The sequence below is a fragment of the Martinezella sp. CNPSo 3959 genome (assembly GCF_057784355.1).
This window is the reverse complement of record NZ_JBXSOV010000003.1, coordinates 26340-46913: the sequence shown is the minus strand read 5'-3', so window position 1 is coordinate 46913 and position 20574 is coordinate 26340. Positions and strand designations below refer to the sequence as shown.

Annotated in this window: 22 protein-coding genes; 11 read left to right on the top strand and 11 right to left on the bottom strand. The window is 58.2% G+C overall.

What is annotated here, in order from left to right:
* Window positions 1–89: 89 nt before the first annotated feature.
* The 4 genes from AC13RE_RS10870 to AC13RE_RS10855 all read right to left on the bottom strand — a co-directional run bounded on the left by AC13RE_RS10870 (window position 90) and on the right by AC13RE_RS10855 (window position 3628).
* Complete coding sequence (locus AC13RE_RS10870) at window positions 90–851, bottom strand: ABC transporter ATP-binding protein (RefSeq protein ID WP_488562924.1); 762 nt, start codon at window positions 849–851, stop codon at window positions 90–92.
* Window positions 848–1897, bottom strand: coding sequence for a FecCD family ABC transporter permease (locus tag AC13RE_RS10865; protein WP_488562923.1), 1050 nt, complete (start codon window positions 1895–1897; stop codon window positions 848–850). The genes AC13RE_RS10870 and AC13RE_RS10865 overlap by 4 nt, the downstream gene beginning before the upstream one ends.
* 5 nt (window positions 1898–1902) lie before the next feature.
* A complete protein-coding gene (locus AC13RE_RS10860) occupies window positions 1903–2931 on the bottom strand; it encodes an ABC transporter substrate-binding protein (protein ID WP_488562922.1) in 1029 nt (342 codons plus the stop codon).
* A gap of 160 nt (window positions 2932–3091) precedes the next feature.
* Window positions 3092–3628, bottom strand: a complete 537-nt coding sequence (locus AC13RE_RS10855) for a GNAT family N-acetyltransferase (RefSeq protein ID WP_488562921.1) — start codon at window positions 3626–3628, stop codon at window positions 3092–3094.
* A 215-nt stretch (window positions 3629–3843) separates the two neighbouring features.
* Between AC13RE_RS10855 and AC13RE_RS10850 the strand changes: the two genes are divergently transcribed.
* Window positions 3844–4317 (top strand): VOC family protein, encoded by a 474-nt coding sequence (locus tag AC13RE_RS10850; RefSeq protein WP_112606124.1) that lies wholly within the window; start codon window positions 3844–3846, stop codon window positions 4315–4317.
* A gap of 109 nt (window positions 4318–4426) precedes the next feature.
* On the opposite strand, the gene AC13RE_RS10845 is transcribed toward AC13RE_RS10850, so the two are convergent.
* Window positions 4427–4843: a hypothetical protein gene (locus tag AC13RE_RS10845; protein ID WP_488562920.1), complete on the bottom strand. Its 417-nt coding sequence runs from the start codon at window positions 4841–4843 to the stop codon at window positions 4427–4429.
* On the opposite strand from AC13RE_RS10845, the gene AC13RE_RS10840 reads away from it, so the two are divergent.
* Both AC13RE_RS10840 and AC13RE_RS10835 read left to right on the top strand, forming a co-directional pair.
* Window positions 4821–5942 (top strand): efflux RND transporter periplasmic adaptor subunit, encoded by a 1122-nt coding sequence (locus tag AC13RE_RS10840; RefSeq protein WP_488485251.1) that lies wholly within the window; start codon window positions 4821–4823, stop codon window positions 5940–5942. The genes AC13RE_RS10845 and AC13RE_RS10840 overlap by 23 nt on opposite strands.
* Before the next feature lie 9 nt (window positions 5943–5951).
* On the top strand, window positions 5952–9026 hold the full coding sequence (locus tag AC13RE_RS10835) for an efflux RND transporter permease subunit (protein ID WP_488562919.1): 3075 nt from the start codon (window positions 5952–5954) through the stop codon (window positions 9024–9026).
* A 102-nt stretch (window positions 9027–9128) separates the two neighbouring features.
* On the opposite strand, the gene AC13RE_RS10830 is transcribed toward AC13RE_RS10835, so the two are convergent.
* Window positions 9129–9713 carry a tyrosine phosphatase family protein gene (locus AC13RE_RS10830; protein ID WP_488485249.1) on the bottom strand — a complete coding sequence of 195 codons (585 nt, stop codon included), beginning with the start codon at window positions 9711–9713 and terminating at the stop codon, window positions 9129–9131.
* A gap of 223 nt (window positions 9714–9936) precedes the next feature.
* Here AC13RE_RS10830 and AC13RE_RS10825 point away from each other — a divergent pair, with 223 nt between their 5' ends.
* Window positions 9937–11235, top strand: a complete 1299-nt coding sequence (locus AC13RE_RS10825; RefSeq protein WP_488562918.1) for an NRAMP family divalent metal transporter — start codon at window positions 9937–9939, stop codon at window positions 11233–11235.
* Window positions 11236–11357: 122 nt separating this feature from the next.
* Here AC13RE_RS10825 and AC13RE_RS10820 read toward each other — a convergent pair whose 3' ends face one another.
* Window positions 11358–11561 carry a cold-shock protein gene (locus tag AC13RE_RS10820; protein WP_015343887.1) on the bottom strand — a complete coding sequence of 68 codons (204 nt, stop codon included), beginning with the start codon at window positions 11559–11561 and terminating at the stop codon, window positions 11358–11360.
* A gap of 331 nt (window positions 11562–11892) precedes the next feature.
* Between AC13RE_RS10820 and AC13RE_RS10815 the strand changes: the two genes are divergently transcribed.
* Window positions 11893–12162: a hypothetical protein gene (locus tag AC13RE_RS10815; RefSeq protein WP_488562917.1), complete on the top strand. Its 270-nt coding sequence runs from the start codon at window positions 11893–11895 to the stop codon at window positions 12160–12162.
* A gap of 10 nt (window positions 12163–12172) precedes the next feature.
* Here the strand turns inward: AC13RE_RS10815 and AC13RE_RS10810 are convergent, their stop codons facing one another.
* The 3 genes from AC13RE_RS10810 to AC13RE_RS10800 all read right to left on the bottom strand — a co-directional run bounded on the left by AC13RE_RS10810 (window position 12173) and on the right by AC13RE_RS10800 (window position 14141).
* On the bottom strand, window positions 12173–13138 hold the full coding sequence (locus AC13RE_RS10810; RefSeq protein WP_488562916.1) for a DUF72 domain-containing protein: 966 nt from the start codon (window positions 13136–13138) through the stop codon (window positions 12173–12175).
* Between the two features lie 68 nt (window positions 13139–13206).
* Window positions 13207–13536, bottom strand: a complete 330-nt coding sequence (locus AC13RE_RS10805) for a hypothetical protein (protein ID WP_488562915.1) — start codon at window positions 13534–13536, stop codon at window positions 13207–13209.
* Window positions 13524–14141, bottom strand: a complete 618-nt coding sequence (locus AC13RE_RS10800) for a hypothetical protein (RefSeq protein ID WP_488562914.1) — start codon at window positions 14139–14141, stop codon at window positions 13524–13526. Before AC13RE_RS10800 ends, AC13RE_RS10805 begins: the two co-directional genes overlap by 13 nt.
* 222 nt (window positions 14142–14363) lie before the next feature.
* On the opposite strand from AC13RE_RS10800, the gene AC13RE_RS10795 reads away from it, so the two are divergent.
* Window positions 14364–14912, top strand: a complete 549-nt coding sequence (locus tag AC13RE_RS10795) for a sigma-70 family RNA polymerase sigma factor (protein ID WP_488562913.1) — start codon at window positions 14364–14366, stop codon at window positions 14910–14912.
* A 152-nt stretch (window positions 14913–15064) separates the two neighbouring features.
* Window positions 15065–15415 (top strand): DUF982 domain-containing protein, encoded by a 351-nt coding sequence (locus tag AC13RE_RS10790; RefSeq protein ID WP_488562912.1) that lies wholly within the window; start codon window positions 15065–15067, stop codon window positions 15413–15415.
* A gap of 226 nt (window positions 15416–15641) precedes the next feature.
* On the opposite strand, the gene AC13RE_RS10785 is transcribed toward AC13RE_RS10790, so the two are convergent.
* The gene (locus AC13RE_RS10785; RefSeq protein ID WP_488562911.1) at window positions 15642–15995 is read right to left on the bottom strand and encodes a hypothetical protein; all 354 of its coding nucleotides are present in this window, start codon (window positions 15993–15995) and stop codon (window positions 15642–15644) included.
* 144 nt (window positions 15996–16139) lie between these two features.
* Between AC13RE_RS10785 and AC13RE_RS10780 the strand changes: the two genes are divergently transcribed.
* The 4 genes from AC13RE_RS10780 (at window position 16140) to ku (ending at window position 20487) form a co-directional block, all read left to right on the top strand.
* Window positions 16140–16784 (top strand): UdgX family uracil-DNA binding protein, encoded by a 645-nt coding sequence (locus tag AC13RE_RS10780; protein WP_488563139.1) that lies wholly within the window; start codon window positions 16140–16142, stop codon window positions 16782–16784.
* Window positions 16785–16849: 65 nt separating this feature from the next.
* A complete protein-coding gene (locus tag AC13RE_RS10775) occupies window positions 16850–17995 on the top strand; it encodes an HlyD family secretion protein (protein WP_488562910.1) in 1146 nt (381 codons plus the stop codon).
* 1 nt (window position 17996) lies between these two features.
* Entirely contained in the window at window positions 17997–19604 is a 1608-nt protein-coding gene (locus tag AC13RE_RS10770) for a DHA2 family efflux MFS transporter permease subunit (protein ID WP_488562909.1), read from the top strand.
* A gap of 76 nt (window positions 19605–19680) precedes the next feature.
* Window positions 19681–20487: a non-homologous end joining protein Ku gene (gene ku, locus AC13RE_RS10765; RefSeq protein ID WP_488562908.1), complete on the top strand. Its 807-nt coding sequence runs from the start codon at window positions 19681–19683 to the stop codon at window positions 20485–20487.
* Window positions 20488–20574: the final 87 nt, after the last annotated feature.

Here is a 20574-nt window from a genome sequence, read left to right as displayed (position 1 = left end):
CTCTCGGAGATGCCGAGGGTCATCGCGAAAGATGCGCTCGGTTGCAGTTCGAGGCAAGGATGATCAGGGGAAAGATTCCGAATTTCCCCTCAGCGCAGATAGTGAATGTGCGGCCGGGCGTGGTGAGGAGAAGTCTCGATCCTTGCTTCAACGGCAAAGACATTTCTCAGCAAATCTTCCGTCAGCACGTCTTCCGGAGCTCCGGAGGCCACGACCCCGCCTTGCTGCATGATGATCAGCTGATCACAGAACATCGCCGCGTGGTTGAGATCGTGGAGAGCGATGATGCTGGTGACGGGCAGGCCGGCAACCAAGCGCATCAGACCGATTTGATGCTGGATGTCGAGATGGTTGGTCGGCTCATCGAGGATCAGTTCCTTCGGCGACTGTGCCAAAGCCCGCGCAATGTGAGTGCGCTGTTTTTCGCCGCCCGACAGGCTCTGCCATCGGTCCTCGCGTTTCTCCTTCATGCCGGCGCGCTCGAGAGCGTCTTCCACGGCCTCGTCATCTGTGGATGTCCAGCCTGAGAACATCGAGCGATGCGGAAACCGGCCGAGCTTGACGACATCGATGACCCTGAGATTGGCATTGGTTGTGCTGTGCTGCTCGACGAAGGCGACACGCCTTGCGATCGAACGGCGGGACATCTGCTGTAAGTCCTTCTCTTCGAGAGTGATGCGGCCGGAGTTCGGCCGTTTCAGCCCCGCAAGCAGACGCAGAAGCGAGGTCTTGCCGGAGCCGTTCGGCCCGAGGAGACCAAGCATCTTGCCTGCAGGCGCCTCGAAAGAGACGCCGTTGAGAACGGTCTTCGCGCCGATTTTCCAGGTAATATTGTCGGCCTTTATGCTCATGATGCCCGCTGGAGCCGGTAGAGAATGATGGAGAAGAAGGGAACGCCGACCAGCGCCGTGACCACGCCGATCGGCAGAACTTGCTGCGGAATAAGGATGCGGGAGGCAATATCGGCGAGAACCATGAAGATGGCGCCGGTAATTGCACAGGCAGGCAGCAACCGGATGTGAAGCGGTCCGACGACGAAGCGCGCCGCATGCGGGACGACCAGACCGACGAAGCCGATCGTGCCGACCATGCTGACGATGGTTGCCGTGATGACCGCGGTCAGCGCAAACAGAATGATACGGGTGCGGCCGACATTTACGCCGAGCGAGGCGGCCGCCTCGTCGCCAAAAGCGAAAGCGTCAAGCAGACGCGAATAGAACAGGCAGACGATCAGACCCAATCCGACGACAATCGACACCAGGGCAAATTCCGGCCAGCGCACACCACTGAAGCTTCCGAGCAGCCAGAACATAACGTCGCGCGCCTGCTGGGCATTGCCGGAGGTGGTGACGACGTAGGATGTCGCTGCATTGAATAGCTGCGACGTGGCAACTCCCGCCAAAATCGTTCTGTCCGGGCCACCGCGTGCTCCGTTTGAAAGCACGGCGACGAGGATAAAGGCCGCAAAAGCACCGGCGAAGGCACCGGCGGAGAGCGAAACGGCGCCCGCTCCGATCCCGAGAATAACGACAGCAACCGCGCCGGTGGAGGCGCCAGCGGAGATGCCGAGCACGTAAGGCTCGGCCAAGGGATTGCGCAGCATGGACTGCATGATCGCCCCGCAAAGCGCGAGACCCGCGCCGCAGAATACGGCAACCAAAGCGCGGCTCAGCCGATACTCCCAGATGACGGTTTCATGGATGCGATTGAGCTCGACCGAGGTCCAGCCCAACTTGTTCGTGATGGCGAAATAGGTGGTGGAAAGCGGGATGGGCATGTCGCCGATCCCCACACTGATGCCGACCACCAGCGCGATCGCTGCAAGGCACGCCAGAAAAAGTCCGGCAGGGGCGGCGACCCGCGGCAAAAGGCGACCGGACTTACTGGTTTCCGCCACGATGCTCACCTGAGGCCGAGTGCCTTCAGCTGCTCAGCCACCTGTTCGGCGCCGAAAATTGTCTGCACGCTCGGATTCATTGCCTGCGCGGGCATGATCACCATGGCCTTGTTCTTCACCGCCGTCATCTGGCTGGTCGCCGGATCGGTCGTCAGGAACTTGATCTTTGCCTGGACTTTGTCGAGTTCCCAGCGACTGCGGTCGACCTGCGTGACCACGATGACGTCGGGATTGCTAGCGATGATGCTTTCCCAACCGAGCTGGGGCGATTCCGCATCGGTTTTGATGGCGTTGGTTCCGCCGAGAAGGTCGGCGATATAGCCCGACGGGCTGTTTTTTCCGCCGACATAGGCATCTGCGGATGGGGATGGGCTGGAGAACCAGAAGACATAGGAGAGCTTCTTGCCATCCTTCGGCGCATTCACGCGCAGTGCCTCTTCCCGCTTTTTCAGATCCGTGATCAGCGCCTGGCCCTTGTCGCGGACGTCGAAAATCTGCGAGAGCTCGTCGATTTCCTGGTAGAGCGTGCTCATGTTCCAGATCTGGCTACGGGCGGCATAGCCGTATTTGTCCTGAGAGGCTCCCTGGGCTGGGCACATACTGGGGGAAACATAGGTCGGAATATTGAGCTTTTCGAAGTCCTCGCGCTTTGCCACCTTGCTGCTCGGTCCCATCAGGGTCGGCAGGGCGGCTGTAACGAAATCAGGATTTTCCGAGAGGATCGATTCAAAGGTCGGGAACTCGACCGTCAGCAGCTTGACCTTGGAATTGGCTTCCGCAAGCTGCGGCAGAACCTTGTTGGGCCAGAAGGCGGTGCCGGCCATTTTGTTTTCGAGGCCGAGCAGGAGAAGAATTTCAGCGCTATTCTGGCCGAGCCCGATCGCGCGCTCCGGAGCCTTCTGAAACGTGACCTTGACGCCGCAATTATCGACGGTCAGCGGATAGCTGGTCGAAGCGGCAGAGGCTGTTGACGCGGCAAAGCCAAGGGTCGCGCAAAGAGCTGAAACGGCCAAAACTGATTTCAATATGGTCACGAAAATATCCTGATGACTGTTGTCGACGAGATCGAACGAAGGCCCGTGCGCGATATAGCCGTGTCACCGGGTCAAAACAAGAGAAAAAAAGTCATATTATTTATACGGCGCGCGTTTGTAAACTTTGCCTGTCATGCATTCTCGAGAGAAGACGTAATTCTCATCGGTCTCGATCTACTATGTTGTCCTCACGCCGGGTTCTGGAAAGGAGCAGGCGGTTCATCTCGGGAACGAAGCGAACGATCCCGAAACCCGCCATTTCCAGGATCTTCCTGGAAGCTGTGTTTTCAGGATGGGCAAAGGCGCGGACTTCGCCAAGCCGCAGCTCCCCGTCGGCAAAATGTAGTGCCGCGGCGACCAATTCCGATGCGTAGCCATATCCCCAGGCGTCCCGACGGAAAAAGTATCCGAGTTCGCAGCCCCAGCCTGGGTCAAACGGATCATCGTACAAGCCGCCCCAGCCGATGATTCTTGCATCATTCTTTCTGACAACGGTCCAGGGTGCATATCCATCGCGCCGCCGGCACCATTCGTGAACCGCGATCCTGCGACGGCATTCGCCAGGCGTCACGTCCGCATGCGTATGCTTCATGGCCTCCTTGTCGCCCAGAAATTCGAACAGAGCAGGAGTATCGGACAGCCGCGAAGGACGGAGCAGCAGCCGCGGCGTTTCGATCTGCGATCCGATGTTTCTCATATGATTTCGCTTTCCATATTCGAGTCCTTCTTAAAGCGATTGGGCCATAGGCCGACTTTGTTGCAGAGTGCGCACGTTTTCACGCCGACCGAGTGGCAGGGTTATGACGGTAAGCCAGTAGTTGCTAACCGGAAATAGTGCCGATCAGGGTGGAGAAATGTGATCTCGGGCCTATTTCACCAATCCGGGAGTTGGAGAGAAGGAGGAGTAGAACAATGGCAAAGAACACGATTTGCCTGTGGTACGACAAGGACGCAGAGGCCGCCGCCAATTTTTACGTCGAGACTTTTCCAGATAGCGCCATGGGTGCCGTCATCCGCGCGCCGGGAAACTATCCAGAGGGCAAGCAGGGCGATGTGCTGGTCGTCGAGTTTACGGTCGCAGGTGTTTCTTGCGTCGGCTTGAATGGCGGTCCGATGTTCAAGCACAACGAAGCCTTTTCATTTCAGATCTACACCGAAGATCAGGAAGAGACGGATCGTTATTGGAACGCCATAGTAGGCAACGGCGGCCAGGAAAGTGAATGCGGCTGGTGCAAGGACAGATGGGGTGTCTCCTGGCAGATCACGCCGCGTGTTCTGATGGAGGCGCTGCGCGAGGGCGGCGATCAGGCAAAGCGGGCTTTCGACGCGATGATGACCATGAGGAAGATCGATGTGGCCGCGATCGAAGCGGCACGCCGGGGCTGACGCGCGAAGCCCTTCCTCAATACCTAGATCGCCGATGCCGCGGCAATTTGCGAAGGCGGCGGCGTCGACGCCATGATTGCTTTTATTCAAGACTCCATTAAATATGGTTTCAGGAATATGCAGCCGGCTGTTGTAGATCGGATATCGGCAACTTATCCTTGATCAAATGAAGCGGTGGCCGTTGGCGTTTGACTGGTGAGGTTTGCAGAGGATGGCCGCACGAAACGCCGCCAGCTGGAATCATTGCAAGGTCAGTGTCGTCTTCAGCGGGCGAAATCCGCGTGACCGGCGCAGCAGCCAAGGAATTTGGCTGATCGAACCTGTCAGCCTTGATAAAGGCTACTTTCCATACAGAGATTGGCCGCAGGCTGCCATATGCTTGCGACTGCCTCGGCGCCGGCGGGTTTTTGATAGAATTGCCGTGAAATCCCGTTGCGCCGACACCAATAGAATTTCTCCCGACCTGTTCCCGAAGAGTAGAGCTGACACTCATGATAAAACGCATGATCATCATGCTGATCGTCATAGGCCTGATCCTTGGCGGGATCTTCGGCTTCCAGGCATTCAAGAATCGCATGATTGCGGCCTACCTGGCTAATCTCAAGGCGCCACCGCAGACCGTCTCGACAATCACCGCGGCAGCGAGCCCATGGCAGACGACGCTGCAATCGATCGGCAGCTTCAATGCCGTCGAAGGCGCCAATCTTTCGGCGCAGGTCCAGGGCATCGTCCAGAAGATCGGCTTCGAAGACGGCCAGGACGTCAAGAAGGGCGATCTCATCGTGCAGCTGCTTGCCGATCAGCAGATCGCGACGCTTGAACAATACAAGGCGACGATGGCCAATGCTCAGATCGCCTATGACCGCGATTCCAAGCTGATCAAGGCGAATACTATCGCGCAAAGCCAGGTCGACAGTGATCTGGCGACATGGAAGGCGGCGCAGGCGCAGGTCGCCTCCCAGCAGGCGTTGATCGATCAATATTCGATCCGCGCTCCCTTCGATGGCCATCTCGGCATCAGGCTGGTCAGCCTCGGTCAGTACCTATCGGCTGGAACCGCGGTCGTCACCTTGCAGTCGCTCGATCCGATCCAGTTCGATTTTTCGATGCCGCAACAGGCTCTGTCACAGCTGAAGGTCGGCCAAGCGGTAACGGCGACGGTCGATGCCTATGGGAATCAGACTTTCGACGGCAAGATCACGGCGATCAGCCCGCTCGTCGATACGCAGAGCCGCAACATCACCATCCGGGCAACCTTCCCCAATTCTGATCGCAAGCTGCTGCCGGGCATGTTCGGCAACATAACGGTGGTGGTCGGGGAGCCGAAGGAATACATCTCCCTGCCGCAGACAGCCGTCACCATCAATCCTTACGGCAACGTCGTCTATGTGGTGACCGACAAGGGCAACGGGGCGGATGGAAAGCCGCAGCTTGTCGCCAATCAGAAGTTCGTCAGCACCGGGCAGGCGCGGGGTGATCAGATCTCCGTGACCAAGGGCTTGAATGCCGGCGAAGTGGTGGTCACGTCAGGCCAGCTGAAACTTAACAACGGCTCGCCTGTCATCATCAACAACGAAGTCCAGCCGTCGAACGATCCCAATGCGAACCCGGCGAACCCCAACTGAGGTGTGGCGATGAATATCACCGATATCTTCATCAAGCGCCCCGTTCTCGCTCTCGTGGTCAGCGCGTTGATTATCGTGATCGGCTATCAGTCGTTCCGCTCGCTTACCGTGCGACAATATCCGCAGACCCAGAACGCCGTCGTCACGGTGACGACCACCTATCCCGGTGCGGCGCCCGACGTCATCGCCGGCTTCATCACGACGCCGCTCGAAAACGCCATCGCGCAGGCCAACGGCATCGATTACATGACCTCGACGAGCACCAGCGGCACGTCGACCATCACCGTCAACCTACGGCTCAACTACAGCGCCGATGCGGCGATGACCGAAATCAACGCCAAGGTATCTTCCGTTCTCAATCAACTGCCCACGGGAACGCAACAGCCGATCATGACGGTTTCCATCGGCCAGTCGATCGACGCCATGTATATCGGCTTCCGAAGCGACGTTCTGGCCAGCAACCAGATCACCGATTATCTGACGCGCGTGGTCCAGCCGAAATTGCAGGCGGTCAACGGCGTTCAGACCGCCGAAATCCTCGGCGCGCGAACGTTCGCCTTGAGAGCCTGGCTGCAGCCGGACAAGCTTGCCGCCTATGGCCTGTCGGCCGGCGATGTCTGGACCGCGCTCAGCGCCAACAATTACATCTCCGGTATTGGCACCACGCGCGGCCAGATGACGCAGACAGTGCTGACGGCCAGGACCGACCTGCATTCGACGGATGAATTCAGGGAAATGGTGGTCAAGCAGATCGGCAGTACGATCGTGCGGCTGAAGGATGTCGCGACCGTGGCGCTCGGATCCCAGAACCCTGACGTCCAGATCGGTTTCGATGGGCAGGACGGTGTGTTCATGGGCATCCAGATCGCCCCGACCGCCAACCTGCTCGACGTGATCGCCGGTGTGCGCGCGGTGTTTCCGAGCATCCAGCAGCAATTGCCGCAGGGGCTCGAAGGCTACATCGTCTACGATTCCAGCACCTTCGTCACCACCTCGATTGATGAGGTCGTAAAGAGCCTGGTCGAAGCTCTTGTGATCGTCATTTTCGTGGTCTTCGCCTTTCTCGGTTCGCCGCGATCGGTCGCCATTCCCGTCGTCGCCATCCCTCTGTCGCTGGTCGGCACTTTCGCGATGATGCTGATCTTTGGCTTCTCGATCAATCTTTTGACGTTGCTCGCCCTGGTTCTGGCGATCGGCCTCGTCGTCGATGACGCCATCATCGTGGTGGAGAATGTCAACCGCCACATCGAAGAGGGATCGACACCCATGAGGGCGGCGCTGGACGCGGCGCACGAACTGGTCGGGCCGATCCTCGCCATGACGGTGGTGCTGATCGCCGTCTACGTGCCGATCGGTTTCCAGGGCGGCCTGACCGGCGCATTGTTTACGGAATTCGCTTTCACGCTGGTCGGCGCCGTTACCGTATCCATGATCATTGCCCTGACGCTGACGCCGATGATGTGCTCGCGCATCCTGAAGCCGCATTTGACTGATCGCAGCGGCTGGGAAGAGCGTATTTCCGACTTCATCGATCGCCGCTTTTCGGAGATCCATCGGCCCTATGTGCGCATGCTGCATGGCAGCCTGAACACTGTGCCGGTGGCACTGGTTTTTGCCGTGATCGTGCTTGGCAGCATCTATTTCCTCTATACCAGCGCCAAGAGCGAGCTGGCACCTAACGAGGACCAGGGTTTCCTGGCCGCGCAGGTGACGAACCCTCCCAATGCAACGCTTCAACAGAAGCTTCTCAATTCTAACCAGGTCTCCAAGATCTTTCGCAGTTTCCCCGAAACCGACAAGACGTTGCAGGTCGAGGTGCCGGGCACATCCTTCGAGGGCATGGTGCTGAAGCCCTGGGATCAGCGTACGAGAACGGCCGATCAGCTGCAGCCGCTGGTTCAGGCCGATCTGGCGAAGATCGCCGGCGGACAGTCCGTCGTCTTCCAGATACCGCCGCTGCCTGGCGCCAGCGGTCTGCCCGTGCAGTTCGCCATCGGCAGCACCAGCGGCTTCGAACAGCTCAACGAGGTCTCCACCGCCTTCCTGCAGGAAGCGCAGAAATCCGGCGAGTTCATCTTCCTGACGAAGGATCTCTACGTCGATAACCCGCAATATTCGATCCAGATCGACCGCAGCAAGGCCTCGGCCCTCGGCCTGTCCATGAACAATGTCGGCTCGGCGTTGGCCTCCATGCTGGGCGGCGGCTATGTCAATTATTTCAGTATCGACAACCGTTCCTATCAGGTCATCCCGCAGGTCGAGCAACGGTCACGCCAGACCATCGATCAGATCATGAACTATCCGATCGCAAACGTGAACGGCAACAAGATCCCGCTTTCGGCGATCGCGACGGCGAAACTCCAGGCGACGCCGCGCTCGGTTGCGCACTTCCAGCAATTGAACTCGGCCACCATCTCCGGCGTGCCGGCGCCCGGGGTTGCCGTCGGCGATGCGCTCAACACGCTGAAGTCGATTGCGGCGCGGACATTGCCGCAGGGCTACTCGGTCGACTACGGCGGACAGTCGCGCCAATATGTGCAGGAATCGAGCGGCATGGCGACGACGTTCGCGCTCGCCCTGATCATCGTGTTCCTGGCGCTTTCGGCGCAGTTCAACAGCTTCCGAGACCCGTTCATCATCCTCGTGTCCGTGCCGATGTCGATCGCAGGCGCGCTCGCCTTCATCAGCCTCGGCATCGGCGGCGCGTCGATGAACATCTATACCCAGGTCGGGTTGGTGACGCTGATGGGGCTGATCAGCAAGCACGGCATTCTGATCGTCGAGGTGGCAAACACGCTGCAGGCCGAAGGAAAGACCAAGCGCGAAGCCATCGAAGGCGCTTGCGCCATCCGCTTGCGGCCGATCCTGATGACGACAGGCGCCATGGTTCTCGGCGTCGCGCCGCTGATCCTGGCGACGGGAGCAGGGGCTGTCGCCCGCTTCAACATGGGCCTTGTGATCGCCGCGGGTCTTGCTATCGGAACGCTGTTCACGCTCTTCGTCGTGCCTGCGGTCTATATGCTGCTCGCAGCCGACCATCACAAGAAGACTGCGCCCGAGGCAGAGCCGGCTCCTGCACATTGAGTGTGCCGGCCGTCGAGACGGCCGTTGCGATGATCCGGCTGTCTGCTCGAGCGGCTAAAAGCTTCGTGCAGACTGGCCGTCTTCAGGCCGGAGGCGCACCCTTTACGCCGGGATTGCCATATCGAGTTCCGCCTGGCGTCCGAGGCGGGTCATCCATTCGACAAAGTCGGGCCGTCCCTTGATCTGCCGGCCATAGTGGCGGGCAAGTGCCGCCTTCAAGTCGCCGTTTCTGCCGAGTTGCTCGTCGGCAAAGCCGATCATTTGAGAGTTCGGCCAGGCCTGCGGGCGGATGGCAATCAGGCGAGCAAAGAGGCTCTCCCCCGATTCTTCGGGGTTTGATTGCGCCATCAATGAGAGCATGGCTGCGGTCGAGCGTGATACGCCCATGTGGCAATGCACCAGCAGATGGCTCGGCGCCTCAGCGTCTTGCTGCGCCTGAAACTCGGCGCCGAATTTCAGGATCGCTTCGACATGTTCCGGCTGCGGCATCACGCGCCCGGGCGCTGACGCTATGATGTCGTGAAAACGCAACGTCGTGCGATGGTGCTCGGCATAGGAATGGAAGACGTCGAGCTCGGGATATTCCGGATCGAGGAGGGAAAGCACGTGGGTTACGTTTCGCACGCGCTGATCGGGCAGCTCCTCAATGCCACAAACCGTGAGTTCGGGAGAAAGAAGCACGCTCATTGTCATATCCTTCAAATCAGCTGGCGATTCCGCTGTTCGCGATACGATAAGTGCCATCGCTCTGAAGTGAAAGCGCTTTTTACTCCCTGCTAGCCCCGCCCCAGGGCTGGAGCGGATTCCATTCCGGCAATCTGCTTCTCGGGAACAAAACGCCTGCAAGTGCGGTTCGCTCGCACCGGACGGCACGATGATGCGCTGTGCCGGTTTCTGCTGGGAGGCAGTCATGAGCGACTATCAAATGGATAATAAAAGTGAGGTCGTCGAGCCGTCAAAGCCGAGAATTTTTGAAATCCTGGGGCCGGGCTTGGTCACCGGCGCCTCGGACGACGACCCGAGCGGGATCGCGACCTACTCGCAGGCCGGAGCGCAATTCGGGTATATCGCGAGTTGGACCCTGCTCCTGACCTATCCGCTGATGGCTGCCGTGCAGATGATCAGCGCGCGCATCGGCCGGACCACGGGACGAGGTTTGGCGGGCAGCATGGCGAAGTGTTATCCCAGATGGGTGGGGATAAGCATCACCTTTCCGCTCCTGATCGCCAATGTCATCAATCTCGGCGCCGATCTCGGTGCGATGGGAGATGCCGCGCATTTGCTGCTGAGCGGCAATTCGTTGATTTACGTCGCTGCCTTCGGCATCATTTGCATCCTTCTGCAGGTGCTTCTCAAATATAAGCGTTACGTTGCAGTCCTGAAATGGCTGAGCCTGGCGCTTTTATCCTACATCGCGACCCTGTTCGTGGTGCATATCGATTGGTCGGCTTTCAGTCGCGGACTGCTGCTGCCGACCTTCAAGACCGATCCGAACTACTGGTCCATGATCGTCGCAATTTTCGGAACGACGATCAGCCCTTATCTGTTTTTCTGGCAGGCGTCCCAGGAGGCCGAAGATCTGAAGGAGAAGCCACAGCAGGAACCGCTTGTGAAACACCCTCAGGAGGCGAAAAGGGCGGACACTCGCATCACGTTGGACACCCTCATCGGCATGGCGGCATCCAACATCGTCGCGCTCGCGATCATCATGACCACAGCAGCCACGCTTAACAAGGCCGGTGCGACAAGCATCGAGAGTTCCGTCGATGCAGCGAAGGCGATCGAGCCGCTGGCCGGACAATTTGCCAAGATCATTTTTGCCACAGGGATTATCGGAACAGGCCTTCTGGCTGTTCCAGTTCTCGCAGGGTCGGCTGCATATGCTGTCGGGGAGGCGGCGCGGTGGAAGGTCGGGCTGTCGCGCGAGCCGAGCGAGGCGAAGGCTTTCTATACGACGGTGGGCTTGGCGACGGTGGTGGGCATGCTGTTGAACTTTACGCCCATCCCGCCGATGAAGGCCCTGTTCTGGAGTGCCGTCATCAACGGCGTCGTCGCGGTTCCAGTTATGGTGATTCTGATGCTGATCGCCACCAATCGCGACGTCATGAAACAGTTCGTCATCCGGGGCGGGTTGAAAGCGCTTGGCTGGATCGCCTGCGCTATCATGTTCGTTGCCGTGATCGGCATGGCCGTGACCGCATTTATGTAGGAACGATCGGACGAAGCAAATGGCCGTTTCGGCTGACGATGGTTCAGGCGAAACGTCGGCAGGTGCCCCATAGCGGCCGAGTGCACTACCCGAAATGTCGGGTAGTGACATATTTATAATCGTCAGAGCGGTCTGACGTTTTCCGCCTTTGTCTTGCCTGTCTTCCGATCCTGACCGAGATCGTAGGAAACGGATTGTCCCTCCCGAAGCACGTTGCCGTATTGCAGGGCGGAGACATGCACGAAAACGTCAGGTCCTCCACTTTCCGGCGTAATGAAGCCGAAGCCCTTGTCTGTATTGAAAAACTTAACCGTGCCAGTTGGCATGATATCCCCATATCTTTGCGTTTGATTGCGGCGGCAACCTAGCGGGCAACCGCTGTCAGATCAAGCATATCTGCTCCAGCTACCTAAAAATGCCTATGATCAGACCACTGAACGCGCCGTACGCTGAATTGCGTCGAAGATTTTTTTCGCCCAATTGCACCGCTCGGCCACCTTGGCCCGCGGCTTGATTCTCATGTGGGAACCAAAGCGGAGGAGAACGGTTTGGATTGTCACCGGTCGGTCGGACGCGTGCGGGACGAAATGCATGGTCCTCTTGTAGCGGCAAGGTGTTGCCCCGCCTGGGAGACCACCGAGTTCAGGGAGGTGTAAGATGGAAATCTATCATCGATATCGCGAGAACGCGGTGCCGCCCGGTTCTATCGTCGTCAAGTTCTACCATTCTGGCGATAAGATCCGGGGATTCCTGCGCAAGGTCACGCCGCCCGGAGAGGATGACACCATCTTTCCGGGCGAGGAGATGGAGCCCGATGACGCTTTTCGGGCAGCCCGCAACAAAATGTCCGGTGAAATCATGCGGCCGATTTACGTCGAATTGTCGGAAGGCGTGAATTGGAACCCGGCATGGGGTCAGCTCGAATGAGCTGAGTTGATTACGCTGGCCGATGTTGCGGTCGGGGCTTTGGGATTTCCCGCCGATGCCGCCGCAGGTGCTTCGTAGGGGCTACACTCTCCTTTTGCGGGGTTAGTCCAAGGCACTCGTTCAGTCGCTGTGCGTCGGCCGGCGCCCGTACCTTCACATCATTGTCGAAATAGACATAGACGTCGCGGCCACGCTGTGGCTGTTTCAGCGGCTCCAGGACACGGTTGGCCTTGGTCGGCTCGCGCCCGTGCGCCCAGTCGTCGATCCGTTCTGCCCAGACCTTCAGAGCCTCGTCGTCATATCCGCTGACATATAGCTCTTCCGAGCCATGCAGGCGGCAATAGACAAAGTCTGCGGTGACATCCATAAGCAAAGGCCATTCGACGGTATCTGCGCAGACGAGCCCGATCTTATGTTTCCGCAACAGTTCGATGAAGTCGGCATTCACGAAACTCTCGTTGCGGATTTCGAAGGCATGGCGGAGCGGTCTTTTTTCTTCCGCCTGCAGCCAATCGCGGCCGTTCAGCCGCTCGTCGTGCCGCTTGGCCAGGTGGGCGGCTTCATCGGTATCTTTCGGCAGCATCTTTATGAAAGAGGAAAATAAGACAGGGTCGAAGCGCAGTCGCGGAGGAAATTGCCAGAGGATCGGGCCGAGCTTTTTTCCCAGGCGCAGCACGCCGGACGCTATGAAATTGGCAAGCGGCACTTCGACATCGCGCAGCCTGCGCAGATGGGTTATGTAGCGGGATCCCTTCACTGCGAAGACGAAATCATCCGGTGTCGTATCCCGCCACCTGGCAAAAGTCTCGGGAGTTTGAAGGCCATAGAAAGTGCCATTGATTTCGATGGATGGAAACTGCGAGGAGGCGTAGGCGAGCTCCCCTTTCTGCGGCACGTTCTTCGGATAGAAAACACCGCGCCAGGGAGCGTAAGTCCAGCCTGAAATACCGATACGGATGGTTCCAGTTCTTTTCATGTTATCCATCGCGCTTGCATCGGATTGCGTTCATGCGGGACATTGCCGATGTCCAACGTCCTGTCGTCTCAAGTGACGTTGATGGAAGGCAAGAATGACATGACTTCGCTGCGCTGTCTGGGTGGCAATGTCTCGATCTCTTTTTTCCAGAAGGCTTCGGCTTCGAGCGGATCGGCCTCCCAACTGTTCGTCGATAGGATGTTGTCATCCATTACCAGCAGTTTTTTGCCGCCGAGCCTCAGATATTCCTCGGCGAGCTCTTGAGCACTGTTCATCATGATTCTGCTCCTGGAATGATCCACCTGCCGCCGGCGATCTAAATTATGAATGCCGGCGACGAGCGGAGTGAAATTCAGCTGACATTTTTTACGTTCACCAGCCGCTGTCACTGCGGGCAATTGCTGCTCGATGTGCTGTCACTCGACTGGCTGCTGCTTTGTGTATCCGTACCTTGCGCGGTATTCTTGCCGGTCTTCAGGGCATTGCAATCCTGCGATTGACCATTGGAATTTGGGGTGCCATTGGTTCCTGTCGTATTGTTGCCGGTACCTCCATTTCCGCTGGGAGTAGCTCCGTTCTGCGAATTGGTTCCGGCACCGTTACCGCTGCCTGAACTACCGGTGCCGGCTGCGCCGGAGCCCGATTGCTGCGCCATGGCTGCTGTCGCCATGCCGATCGAAAGGGCACATACCGCGATCATTCTCGTCAACATTGGTGTTTCCTCTTTTGGCTTTGCTGCCTTCAAACTCGGAAACCGCGCCGTTGTTTCCGGAATTTTTGGATTTTTCGTCCGTTGGGAGCGGATCGGGGGCACCTGCTCGAATGCCGGGAACAAGCCGTTCGTATGAAAGTTGGGGTTCCTTTTTACCAGTGGCCCCTCATGTCTTCCTTTAAAGATCGTCCTATCATCAGCGACTTTCAGCAGCCCGGCCAGGCTCCAAGCGGTGATCCGCTTCTGGGCGCGATCGATAGCGACCTGTCGTCCTGTTTCGACCTTCTGCAATTATTTGGTTTCTCTGGGAACAAGCTCCGGATGCAACCGTTCCCTTGAAAGATGCCAGGAGCATCCCGAGTAGGAAACGCTCCGAAGCATCCTGATATGCATCACCGCGCATAGCGAGCAGCAAATCTGCACAACTCATCAGGTCGTCTTGTTCCAACGACTCCTGAGTGTGCTGACGCGCGTCGCGCCTCGGCAGCAGCCGAGTCCCGGCATTGCGATCCAATGCCGCCGGATACCGCTATGCACTGCTTCCCAAGGAGAAGGCTTGTGAGCGATATGTACCGAACGGCCGGTCTGCAAGATGAAATCGTTGAGCTTATTCCGGCTCTTCGCGCCTTTGCGCGTAGCTTTCACAGAAATGCCAACGACGCCGATGATCTGGTCCAGGAAACCTTGACGAAAGCGCTGGCCAATCTCGACCAATTCGATCGTGGCACCAGGCTGAAATCCTGGCTGTTCACGATCATGCGTAATACGTTCTGCACCAAATTCCGTATCAACAGGCGCGAAGCTCCCGGCGCCGACAAATGCGTTTCCGGCGAGGGAGTAGCGCAGCCATTACAGGAATGGACCATTCGGGCGAAAGAACTTGAGGAGGCATGCAATCTGTTGCCGGAGCATTATCGTTCGGTGCTTCAATACGTTGTCATCGAAGGCCGGTCCTACGATGCCGCCGCGGAACGATTCGGTTGTGCGATCGGCACGGTGAAAAGCCGGATCAACCGTGCTCGCCAGCAATTGGCGGCGCGCCTCGGCGAAGAGGGTCATTGACGATCTTATTATCCACCAACCCTGCCTCCACCGCGAGACCTCCGGCTTTGTGGGTTTCCATCTGTTCCCGCATATGCCCGTCAGATGGAGGTTCCTGACCCGATGCGGAGGCCTCTGCAAGCCAGCTCTATATCGAAGAGGTTGAGGAACAAATGCCAATATCCAGTGTTCGATCCAACGGGAGGGGGAAATCCAGAAGAACGAGAGGCAGGAGATGGGAGGATGGGATGTACGATGTCATTGATGTGGAATTCACGACGCTTTGGACCAAGCCAGTCCGCCTTGCAGCCAGTGGTCGAGACGATCGGATGATCCGGGGGCCTGAAGAGGCAATTCATTTCCTGTCACGACGATGGCCCTGTGAAAGAAGCTCAGCTTACATCAATGCGAAGGCACAATGTGCAGCAGCCGTTTTGCACAGGGTTCCCATCGAGGCATCAAGAGCTGCTTTCGTGACCGCCTGCCTCGATGCACGCCTTGTGTTGGAGCAGGTACAGCCATGAAAACCGGGAGCGACGATAGGAACTCCGAAAACGATGCATATGAGCTCGGCAGAAGGGCCTTTGCGAAAGGGGCGTGCAGCGACAACAATCCGTTTCCACAGGGCGATCAACGGCGCGATGAATGGGCGCATGGCTTCACGGATGCGCAGAAGATTCGCAGTGATCAGCATAGGCCTGGCCACCCGCCAAATTGATCGCACGTGATTGCCAAGGGCGGAGACCTGCCTCAGCGCCCGCTTTCCCGTTCGTTGATCTCGATCTGGCCTTTCTCCGCCAGGATGGGCAGGGCGATATTGTGTTGTGCCTCGTCCATCTCCTGGACCGTGACCAACGTTCCTCCCTGTTCCAGCGCCGCCGCATAGGCTGTGCGCTGCTCTTCATGAAAGAAGATGCCCGTCAACGCGTCGAGAAAGCCCATATGATCGATTGGCGTTGTGTCAGGCCGATTACCGGGCGTCATCGTGATCGCGTCTTTCGGAATACCCGCATCCACCAATTCCTGAGCCGCCGCTTCCGCATCATATTCGTCAGCGAAGAACGCACTGAGTGCGAGGGGGCCCGGTTTGCTTTGATTGCTCATGAGGATTTCTCCTTTTGGATGTTCCTATCGATCTAACGAATGTCGGTTGCCTGGGTTCCCCGCAGGACCACGGTCGTAGTGATGGAACAAACAGAAGGGCGATTAGTTGATCGTTGGAGAATCTGGAACCATTGCGAGCCCCCAATGCTCGAGAGATTTGCTTTGGCCGGCGCAGGCCCTTCGTTAGCGTATGAACATGCAGACGCAGAGACACTCGACGAGCTGCGTGACGATGCGCAATCATGCCAACGCTGCGACCTTTATCGCAACGCAACTCATCTTGTATTCGGCGAAGGGCCTCGCACCGCTGAAATCGTCCTCGTCGGGGAGCAACCCGGCGACAAGGAGGATCAGGCTGCTCGGCCTTTCGTGGGGCCTGCGGGCCGGCTGTTGGATCAATGCCTTGATGAGGCGGGGGTGGATCGCGATCGCTGCTATGTCACCAACGCCGTCAAGCATTTCAAATATCAGATGCGCGGCAAGAAGCGTCTGCACGGTCGGCCGAATGCCGGCGAGATACAACGTTGCGCCTGGTGGTTAGGCGCGGAACTCGAGCTGCTGCAGCCAAAACTGGTCGTCGCACTCGGCGCAACCGCCGTATCTTCCCTGCTGGGGACGAAAGTGAAGGTCATGCGCGATCGCGGACATATCCTGCATTCGTCCGCAAAGCTCGATGTTCTCGTGACCATCCATCCCTCGGCGCTGTTGCGGATCAGGGAGGCTGACGAGAGAGAAAGAAACCGGGCCGCCTTCATCCAGGATTTGAAAAAGGTCACGCGCTTTCTATAGGGCTGACCACCTCTTCATTGAACCGTCGAAGTCAGATTGAGCAAGACAAAAGCAAAGGTCATGTCATGGCTGACAATCAATCCACAACCATGGAAACCCGGCCGGACCGGCCGACACAGCAGGCTTCAGATGAAATCGAACGTCAGAAGGAGGACCGGCAGGAAGCAAAACGGCCTTCCTTCCTTCGTCGTCATCCCTTCTGGATCCTGTTCGGTGTTGTCGCTCTGGCGGTTCTCATTGCCGCCGGATGGTTCGCCTGGAAGGTGTATTTCTATCCCTACGAGACGACGGACGATGCCTTCGTTGACGCTCGCAATTTCTCCGTTGCCGCCAAGGTCTCCGGCTATGTTTCCGACGTGCCGGTGACCGACAACCAGCATGTCAAGGCGGGCGATGTCATCCTGCGGATCGAGCCGCGGGATTACCAGATCGCGCTTGACCAGGCAAACGCGCAGATAGAGGCCGCCAAGGCCTCCGTTGATAGCGCCAGCGCCCAGATCGAGGCGGCTGCCGCTTCCGTCGATGTGGCAAAAGCGCAGCTGAATTCGGCCAATGCGGCCCTGCAATATGCGCAGCAGGAGGCCAATCGCCAGCAACAGCTGGTCAAATCCGGATCCGGCAGCGTGCAGGCGGTGCAGCAGGCAGCGTCCACCTTGCAGCAGGACCAGGCAAGTCTCGCCCAAATGCAGGCGAACGTGACATCCGCGTTGAAGAACAGGGCTGTGGCAGAGGCGCAGAAATCGAGCGCGCTGGCAAGCCTCAAGCAGGCGCAGGCGCAGGCCGAAGAAGCCCAGCAAAATCTCAGCTATACGACGATAACCGCTGCGCAGCCCGGCCGTGTCGTCCGTCTCACCGGCGCGAAGGGCCAGTTCATCGATGCCGGCCAGGCGATCGCGACTTTCGTCCCGGATGAGATCTGGATCACTGCGAATTTCAAGGAAACGCAGTTGACCGACATGCGTCCGGATCAGCCGGTGGATGTAACGATCGACGCATACCCGGATCATACGCTGCATGGCAAGGTGGCCTCCGTCCAGCCAGGCTCCGGCACCGCCTTTTCACTCCTGCCGGCGGAAAACGCGACCGGCAACTATGTGAAGGTCACGCAGCGCGTACCGGTGAAGATCGTCGTTGACCAATGGCCCGCCGATCTTCCCATCGGCCCCGGCATGTCCGTCGTGCCGACGGTCACGGTCCGGCCGAGGAACTGAGATGAGCGGCGCAGCAACGGCAAATGGAGGCGCGGCCTCATCCGAGCGTGCCACGAACCCTTGGCTCATCGCCATCGTCGTGTCGCTCGCGACCTTCATGGAGGTGCTGGATACTACAATCGCCAATGTGGCGTTGCGCTACATTTCCGGCGGCCTTGCCGTCAGTTCCGATGAAGCCTCCTGGGTGGTGACGACGTATCTCGTCTCGAATGCCATCGTGCTGGTTGCCAGCAGCTACTTTGCGGAACGGTTCGGCCGACGGCGGTTTTATCTTCTGTGCCTCGCAACGTTCACCATCGCTTCCATCCTGTGCGGGTTGTCCTGGAACCTCGAGACGTTGCTGATCTTTCGGGTGATCCAGGGTTTTGCCGGCGGCGGCATGGTGCCGACATCGCAGGCGATCCTGGCGGATGCCTTCCCGCCGGCAAAGCGCGGGCAGGCTTTTGCGCTTTTCGGCGTCGCCGTGGTCGTCGCGCCGGTCATCGGCCCGACCCTGGGCGGCTATCTCTCGGACAATCTTTCCTGGCACTGGTGTTTTCTCATCAACGGTCCCGTCGGCATCTTCGCCTTCATCCTCGTTTATGCCCTGCTCAAGGAAACACCGAAGACGAAGCAGCTGCGCGAGGAATTTCGGCGCAAGGGCGTGCGCTTCGACATTGTCGGTTTTCTGCTGGTTGCGACATTTCTCGGTTCGCTGGAGCTTACGCTCGATCGGGGGCAAACCGATGATTGGTTCGGTTCTAACTTCATCATCCTGACGGTGACGATCTGCCTGCTATCGTTTCTTCTTGCCATTCCATGGGTTCTGACGAAGGCCAATCCGATCATCGATGGCTGGCTGCTCGGCACACGACAATTCGGCTCCTGTTTCATCGTCATGATGGCGGTCGGGGCGATCCTGATCGCAACGACGCAGTTCATTCCCGAAGTCGTACAGCAGAACTACGGATATACCGCGACATGGGCGGGGCTGGCATTGTCGCCGGGTGGTCTTGTCACCATGGTCATGATGTTCGTTGCCGGACGCGTCAATTCCGTGATTCAACCGAAATATCTGATTGCGGTCGGTGCGGCGATCATTGCGGCATCCATGTGGCAATTGACCAGGCTTTATCCGGGATTGAACTTCAGTTTCTTTGTTTGGTCGCGCCTCTATATAGGACTTGGCCTACCGCTGATCTTCATTCCGATCACCTCGGCTTCCTATTACGGTCTGAGACCGGAGCAAACCAATCAGGCATCCGCCATGATCAATGCCGCCCGAAATATTGGCGGTTCGATCGGCGTCTGCATTGCGTCGAATGTGCTTGCTCATCGCGAGCAGTGGCACCAGAGCCGGCTCGTCGAGCACATCACGCCATCCTCACCCGCCTATCACGACGCGCTGCAAACCATGACACGCTATTTTGCCGAGAAGGGAGCGACCATGGCGGATGCGAAGGCGCAGGCGACCGCCTGGGTCGGCCAGCAGGTGCAGACCCAGGCGAGCTTCCTGGCCTATATCGATGTATTCCATGTGTTGATGCTGATCGTGCTCTGCGCCATTCCACTCGCCTTAATCCTCAGCAATGTCGATCTCAAGGAGGGCGGCGGCGGTGGCATGCATTGAGTCTCGGCCGCAATAGCATCATGCCAGGGAACCAGGAAATGCCAGAGATCGTTCCCTTCCTATTGGAGAGAAAAACATGGCTCCGCGTTCTTTCTGGAAAGGCTATCTCAAGCTGTCGCTGGTGACTTGCCCGGTCGCCATGGCGCCGGCGACAAGTGATAATGAAAAGGTTCGTTTCCACACGCTCAATAGAAAGACAGGCAATCGCATCGTCAGTCAATACGTCGATTCCGTCACGGGCAAGGCGGTGGATGAGGACGATGAAGTGAAGGGCTATGAGCGCGGGGAGAATGACTATGTCATGCTTGAGGATGAGGAACTCGATGCGGTCGGCCTTGAAAGCACCCGGACGATCGATATCGAGATGTTCGTGCCGCGCGACAGCATCGAATGGATCTGGTTTGATACGCCGCATTACCTCACGCCCGACGATGCTGTTGGCGAAGAGGCCTACTGCGTGATCCGCGACGCGATGGCCGCGAGCCGAATGGTCGGCATATCCCGGCTCGTCATGTATCGCCGCGAACGTGCCGTCATGCTCGAGCCCAGAGATAAGGGGATCGTCCTTTGGACCCTGCGCTTCGGCGACGAGGTGCGTGATGAACGGAACTACTTTGGAAATATCGGATCAGAGCTGGTGGACGGCAAGCTGATGAAGCTGGTCGGCGAGCTGATAGACGAACGAACGAAACCATGGGACCCGGCGATGGTTTCGGACCCAGTTCAGGAAAAGCTGCTCGATATCATCGCCGCCAAGAAGAAAGGGCACAAGCGACCCGCCAAGGCAAAGGTGGAAGAAGCCGCCGTACCCAGCAACGTCATCAGCATCATGGATGCCCTTCGCAAGAGCCTTTCGCAGGAAAAGGGCGCAAGGAGACGCTAGAGCATTTCCGCTTTTCTTCGAATCGCGAAAGCGCTCTATCTTCTTGTTTTTACGCAGTTCCGGACGCAAAACCGCTTCGCACTTTTC

Excerpts from the sequence above, each read along its gene's own strand:
- AC13RE_RS10830 (WP_488485249.1), bottom strand. The coding sequence starts at position 9,713 with ATGAGCGTGCTTCTTTCTCCCGAACTCACGGTTTGTGGCATTGAGGAG.
- AC13RE_RS10795 (WP_488562913.1), top strand. The coding sequence starts at position 14,364 with ATGCCGCCGGATACCGCTATGCACTGCTTCCCAAGGAGAAGGCTTGTG.
- AC13RE_RS10870 (WP_488562924.1), bottom strand. The coding sequence starts at position 851 with ATGAGCATAAAGGCCGACAATATTACCTGGAAAATCGGCGCGAAGACC.
- AC13RE_RS10790 (WP_488562912.1), top strand. The coding sequence starts at position 15,065 with ATGCCAATATCCAGTGTTCGATCCAACGGGAGGGGGAAATCCAGAAGA.
- AC13RE_RS10810 (WP_488562916.1), bottom strand. The coding sequence starts at position 13,138 with ATGAAAAGAACTGGAACCATCCGTATCGGTATTTCAGGCTGGACTTAC.
- AC13RE_RS10835 (WP_488562919.1), top strand. The coding sequence starts at position 5,952 with ATGAATATCACCGATATCTTCATCAAGCGCCCCGTTCTCGCTCTCGTG.
- AC13RE_RS10840 (WP_488485251.1), top strand. The coding sequence starts at position 4,821 with ATGATCATCATGCTGATCGTCATAGGCCTGATCCTTGGCGGGATCTTC.
- AC13RE_RS10855 (WP_488562921.1), bottom strand. The coding sequence starts at position 3,628 with ATGAGAAACATCGGATCGCAGATCGAAACGCCGCGGCTGCTGCTCCGT.
- AC13RE_RS10770 (WP_488562909.1), top strand. The coding sequence starts at position 17,997 with ATGAGCGGCGCAGCAACGGCAAATGGAGGCGCGGCCTCATCCGAGCGT.
- AC13RE_RS10825 (WP_488562918.1), top strand. The coding sequence starts at position 9,937 with ATGAGCGACTATCAAATGGATAATAAAAGTGAGGTCGTCGAGCCGTCA.
- AC13RE_RS10815 (WP_488562917.1), top strand. The coding sequence starts at position 11,893 with ATGGAAATCTATCATCGATATCGCGAGAACGCGGTGCCGCCCGGTTCT.
- AC13RE_RS10845 (WP_488562920.1), bottom strand. The coding sequence starts at position 4,843 with ATGACGATCAGCATGATGATCATGCGTTTTATCATGAGTGTCAGCTCT.
- AC13RE_RS10850 (WP_112606124.1), top strand. The coding sequence starts at position 3,844 with ATGGCAAAGAACACGATTTGCCTGTGGTACGACAAGGACGCAGAGGCC.
- AC13RE_RS10780 (WP_488563139.1), top strand. The coding sequence starts at position 16,140 with ATGCTCGAGAGATTTGCTTTGGCCGGCGCAGGCCCTTCGTTAGCGTAT.
- AC13RE_RS10785 (WP_488562911.1), bottom strand. The coding sequence starts at position 15,995 with ATGAGCAATCAAAGCAAACCGGGCCCCCTCGCACTCAGTGCGTTCTTC.
- AC13RE_RS10820 (WP_015343887.1), bottom strand. The coding sequence starts at position 11,561 with ATGCCAACTGGCACGGTTAAGTTTTTCAATACAGACAAGGGCTTCGGC.
- ku (WP_488562908.1), top strand. The coding sequence starts at position 19,681 with ATGGCTCCGCGTTCTTTCTGGAAAGGCTATCTCAAGCTGTCGCTGGTG.
- AC13RE_RS10775 (WP_488562910.1), top strand. The coding sequence starts at position 16,850 with ATGGCTGACAATCAATCCACAACCATGGAAACCCGGCCGGACCGGCCG.